Source organism: Photorhabdus stackebrandtii (assembly GCF_011189495.1).
Classification (GTDB): domain Bacteria; phylum Pseudomonadota; class Gammaproteobacteria; order Enterobacterales; family Enterobacteriaceae; genus Photorhabdus; species Photorhabdus khanii.
The window spans coordinates 1-5,543 of sequence record NZ_PUJV01000066.1 but is presented as its reverse complement, the minus strand read 5'-3'; the positions used below and the strand labels follow the sequence as shown (position 1 = coordinate 5,543).

General features: G+C 47.5%; 4 protein-coding genes. All 4 read right to left on the bottom strand.

The window, feature by feature from the left end:
* Positions 1-158: 158 nt before the first annotated feature.
* Positions 159-1,127, bottom strand: coding sequence for an ExeA family protein (locus C5470_RS21155; protein ID WP_166291742.1), 969 nt, complete (start codon positions 1,125-1,127; stop codon positions 159-161).
* Entirely contained in the window at positions 1,117-2,778 is a 1,662-nt protein-coding gene (locus C5470_RS21150) for a DDE-type integrase/transposase/recombinase (protein ID WP_166291740.1), read from the bottom strand. Before C5470_RS21150 ends, C5470_RS21155 begins: the two co-directional genes overlap by 11 nt.
* Positions 2,762-3,322 (bottom strand): recombinase family protein, encoded by a 561-nt coding sequence (locus C5470_RS21145; RefSeq protein WP_166291744.1) that lies wholly within the window; start codon positions 3,320-3,322, stop codon positions 2,762-2,764. The genes C5470_RS21150 and C5470_RS21145 overlap by 17 nt, the downstream gene beginning before the upstream one ends.
* Before the next feature lie 232 nt (positions 3,323-3,554).
* Entirely contained in the window at positions 3,555-5,006 is a 1,452-nt protein-coding gene (locus C5470_RS21140; protein WP_166291738.1) for a hypothetical protein, read from the bottom strand.
* Positions 5,007-5,543 lie beyond the last annotated feature (537 nt).

The window sequence follows — 5,543 nt, the reverse complement described above, 5'->3', positions numbered from 1 at the left end:
AGCATAAGGGAAGGGATTTATCCAGGAGTAAAGCACGTTGGGTTACCGGGTCATTATCAGGCCTTAGTAAGGCTTGAGCCGTGTGCGCTGAAAGGCGCACGCACGGTTCTTAGAGGGCTGGAGACAGGTAACTGTCTCTGGCTACTCTGCGAAATTCATCATATCGGCAGCCCAACTGCCAACATTCCGTCGCGCAACTCTGTGGTTCGAACCGGATCGAGTTGATTGTTAAACAACGCCCTGATTTCAGCCGGTTTGGCATCAAATTGTTCCACCATATCTTTCAGACGATAACCATGCCGTGTTAGCGTCGGCTCTAAATCATCAAGTTGTCTGGAAAGCACTGATTCTATCAGTGTTGACGTGATTGGTTTTTCGCCAGTCTGATAACCAGCTTCCATGGCTAACGTGAGATGCAACTGAACTTGCAGTGGGGTACGCAATTTCATCGCTAGCAAATCGAGAGCATCAGTCGTCAGAATATCTTCCGTTTTCCCTTTGCCTATACTGGTTTTAAGTAACCAATGAATGTATTCCCGTTGACTGCCAGTGATCCCATCCAGCGTAAAAATATCGGTGCGGTATCCAATCTCTTCCATCGTTGGACGACGCAGGTCATTACGCAGTTTGGGATGACCGGCTAAAACCACCGATAAGCGGCCTCCACCGTCTTCTACAACTTCCATTAGTCGTTTGAGTCCAGTTAAAGTATGTCCGTTAAGATCATGTGCCTCATCAACGAACAAGGCCACTGTTCGCTTGCCTTTCCTGACTAACTCTTGCAGTTCACGTTCCCGGCGCTCCCCTTGTTTGGGGATTTGTACCAGCTTATCCTGTGTCAGATCGTAAAATAGTGCGCTAATCAGCGTGGCAAGTTTGACACTGTGTTTTTCGACTGACAACGATTTGGCGACGATAATTTTGTTTTCATCCTTAAGTTGCTGTTGCAGGCGACGCAGGGTGACAGTTTTACCACTTCCGACTACGCCGCAGACAGCAACCAGTCGTCCTCCACGGATAGCCCCTTTGATATCTTTGATAAATTGTTTATGATGCGCCGTTTCATAATAGCCTGCCTGATCAATTGGCTTCGCCAATCCATAATATTCCATCACTTCAACCCGCATGATCTTCTCCTGATTGTCGGTTACGGAAATAGCCTCTTATACGGATGAACACTTCAGTGCGGATAAGCGTTTCTGCCAGAATACTGTCAATAAACGCCCGCTCTTCACTCGACAATTTGGCCAGTGGTGTGGCCAGATCATCGGCAATGGCCAGCTTCGCTGCGATAATAGTGGGGAAATGGTATTCAAATTCTGCGATGTCAAATGGCTGATGGGGCAGTTTTGGTTGTTTTTTTATATCAGGCATCAGGAGCTGAATATCACTGCCTGACAGAGCACTGATCGGCAAATTCAACTGACTGGCCAGCTCATGGATACGATCAGACCTGTCAGCCGCCTTGCCACGCTTGAACGCCCGGTAACGGTGTAATGGAATGGGCCCGGAGACGGGATAATACGGTCCCCATGTTTCATCGTCAAACTCCACAAATATTTCGTCGTCAAACAGTCCCCACAACAGAATAACCGTTTCGCCAGCCATATCAGGCTCAACTTCCCAGACTGTCCCTTCCATCGTGACGCGGGCATCGATGCCAACCTTACGCGATTCAGGCTCCCGGGCAAAACGGCAGTATTGATCCCAGGTACACATGTCCTGCACGCCATCCGGGGGAAGATTTGCCCGCCAGTCCTCCAGTCGGGAATGTTTTTCACTGCGATGCCCCTGAGAGTTATAGTGCATCAGATAATTCCATAACCATTCGTTGGCCTGCTGCTCAGTTTCCGGTTGATGAAAATGGTACAGGGTTTCATGGGCTTCCTTAATGGTCCGGAAAGGGCGTTCAACCTTACCTTTGGAACGTGCCGTGGTGCGCGTACCATCTTTACCTGCTGGCATATGAGTCTGCCAGTCAATATGAAGTGCCTGCATCACGTTCTGAAACACATGGCTTTTCGCCACGGGGCCATTATCAAGATACAGCATCCTGGGACGTCCCTGAAAATGGAATTCCGGGTTAGGTTTTGGTGCCATCGCATTGAACAGGAAGCGAAGTGCGGACTCAGCATCTTCACCATAGACACAACGATATTCCTGATAAGTCACACCACTCCGATCATCAACAACACTGTATAACATCAGGGTCGGCTGTCCTTTAGCCGCATCAATCCAGTCCGGTTGTTCGATGTGTTTGAGGTCCGACGGTGACATATCAAACTGCCAGCAATCATTGCTGTATTTTGCCTGAAACCTAACCGCCGGGGGTTCTCTTAACAGCCGAGGTTGATCGAGACGATACAGAGAAAGCCAACGATTAACCGTTTGTCTTCGCAGTAATCCTTTCGGTGCCCTAACCAACCCGTGTCCAGTTTCCACACCATGCTCTTCAAGTAATTGAATGGCTCTTACGGTTGATAAATGCCGCCCTAATTTATTGGTAATACGCAATTTTAAGGCTGCGATCAGTTCGCAATAATGCTCCAGCTCAGATTGGGGCAGGATGCGGGGAATGCCATGATCACACCGATGAACGGTACGAGGCTTAAGGACAACATGGAGATTCCGGTAAACGGTGGTAGCAGAAACGCCGTACAAGTGCGCCATTGCAGCAATCTGTGTTGCCCGTTCCGGGCTTTTGGGCGGCAGGCGGTCTAGCCGTTGCCGTAATTGCAACAGAGAATCAACAGGAATAGATTTACGCTGGCTGCCCATAGTTATCTAACACACGATAAACTGAGGCCCGTCCGATACCGAGTTGACGGGCAATCGCCGTAGCCCCCATTTTTTCAACTATATACAGGCGGTACACTTCGGCAGGATCAATGGATGATTTTCGTCCCCGGTACACACCTCGCGCTTTTGCCGCCGCAATACCTTCCAGCTGACGTTCACGGCGCAGGTTAGTTTCAAATTCAGCGAAGACCCCCAACATATCGAGGAAGGCTTTTCCGGCTGCCGTGCGTGTATCGACAGGCTGCTCTGTAGCCTTAAGGGTAATCCCCCGCTGATTTAAAGAATAAACAATATCCTGCAAATCTTTGATGCTACGAGCCAGACGATCTATATGCGTGACAATCAGCGTATCGCCCGGACGCAAAAAATCCAGCAACAATTGCAGTTCACTCCGCCCATCCCGTTTGGTTCCGCTGGCTTTTTCGGCTCGGATGATTTCACAACCGGCAACACGAAGCATTTGTGACTGTAGGGCGAGATCCTGATCATTAGTTGATACACGGGCATAGCCATAAAGAGCCATAATGGGGAAAGTGTCTCGTTTACCTTTAGATGAATGAAACGTAGCATGTGGATGAGACAAAAACAACCCTAATAAGACACAAAAACTGTCTCATTGCATTGTCTTTATGGAGTTAACCCAAACAGAACGGTAGATTTTATTTGCCGTTAATGTGAACCGAAAAACGGAATAAATACGAGTTCACAAGAAGTAAAAAAACGGACCGTTACCATTACGCCTACCCATGAATCGATTACAGTGCTTCTACACTCTGCCAATCTATTCTTTTCCACCCTTTACTGCCGTATTGATAGACGACTGTTTTCCCGGTAGCCAGTGTGGCAACCACCGGTCCGGTGCTGGAGCTGTGCAACTGCGATGACCATGAGGCATCGGAATGGATGATGACGAGTTGATCCGCTGTTGGATTGTCCGGTAAATAGATAGTACTGTTCCAGTCCCCGTCTGACATCTTGTAAACAACCAAGCGGGGCGCCCCTGGGATATAAGGACCGCTCTGGTTTGGCGAGAGAGATTTGAAGCTACTACCGCCCGGTTCCCAAGCAGAAGTATCAGTACTGCCCCGATTTACAAATGTATACTTATCATTGGTGTGGAACATAATACTTGTAGCAAGACGCATAGTGCCGAAAGGAAATACCAATACTATACCGCTTCCCTCAGAGAAGAGCGCGGATGTATATCCCGCATGAGAACTTACGGAAAGTTCAGCATTCCTGAGTGAGTGCTGCGGTAGCTTGAGATTAAAGCTCCAGTTACCGTCGAAGGTCGAAAATTCGTATTGTGTGTCCATTATTGAGTTTAACAGACAGTCATCGCCATTATTACAGCCGAGATCATTTGGCGTGAACGGATGTTTCGGTATGGCGAATTCAACTTTCGCTGATGCATAGTTATCTATAAAAGTAATGTTATTCTGGCACGGGCCAAAAGGCCCATCAGGATTGGGTACAACCTGGTATTTTACAGTCTCGACTCCTGAATAACCGATGGGCCCCTTCTCAATATACGCTGTATAGGGGATAAGACCGCAATGGGAAGCGTTGCTACCGAAATATTCGAGAAAATGGGACAGCCCAGAAGGATTTATGCCTATGACATCGGTGAATGTTATTTGTCCAAGGACGTTATTTTTCTTCTGCGTCAGATTCTCAATCCCAAACTCATAAGTATTTTTCCTCCCCTGCACGGAGTCTATGTAGATCCGAAATCTATCGCCATTCTGGATACCGTTTGCTAATGGGTTTTCTTTCGTTATATCGCAACTTGCAACGTGTCCCTCTGCTGTGTCATTAGCTTCCCAGCACTTCGCGTCCGGTCCCGGAACCATTGAAACCACTTCACCATGACCAGGCCATAGCGATACGAGCGCGTACGCGCCGGTCCCAATAATATCAGTAGATTGGAGGCCAATATAGCCGCTAAGTATTTTTCCAGTAGTGGTTTTAAAGCTGAAATTATGAGCGTAATAGACTTCCGAGCTCGGCCCGGGATTTCTCACCACATCGAAATAAAAATCAACTTTACTGAAAGTACCTGGTGTTTTTCCAAGCGGTGAAAAGCTAAGATAGCCACCTGCAGCATGTAATTGGGAGGTGCCTAGAGTGAATATCACGCATACAGCGAAACGAACAAGATGAAGTAAAAAAAATTTACTCGTTAGTGATTTTTTTAAAAATTTCATAATTCCCCCTTGAGCTATATAAATGAACAATCATGCTGGCTTGCAGCGTGGTTGTTCATTTATATGGTAGACGATAAACAAAAATAATGAAGTTGGATGTTATGAAATAAAATGATTAGTTGATAAGCTTCATTGATTAGTCATGGTGCGGGAGGTAATCCGGAATAGCCGCTACTTCCAGCTCAACCCAAGGGTTCCGCTGACACCTCCTGAAAAGTCAGTACAACGAAGCGCATATCATAGTAAAGCAAGGAAGGGTCAGTTGCCAGCAACAAGGACACGGATTTCAAAGCCCACCAATGAGTTGTAGCAATGTCGAATTATCTTCAGTAACAACCACATTACACAACAGGATGCTGGCTGTGGGATTGCCAATATGACGATTTCGCAGAGTAGCCAGAGACAGTTACCTGTCTCCAGCCCTCTAAGAACCGTGCGTGCGCCTTTCAGCGCACACGGCTCAAGCCTTACTAAGGCCTGATAATGACCCGGTAACCCAACGTGCTTTACTCCTGGATAAATCCCTTCCCTTATGCT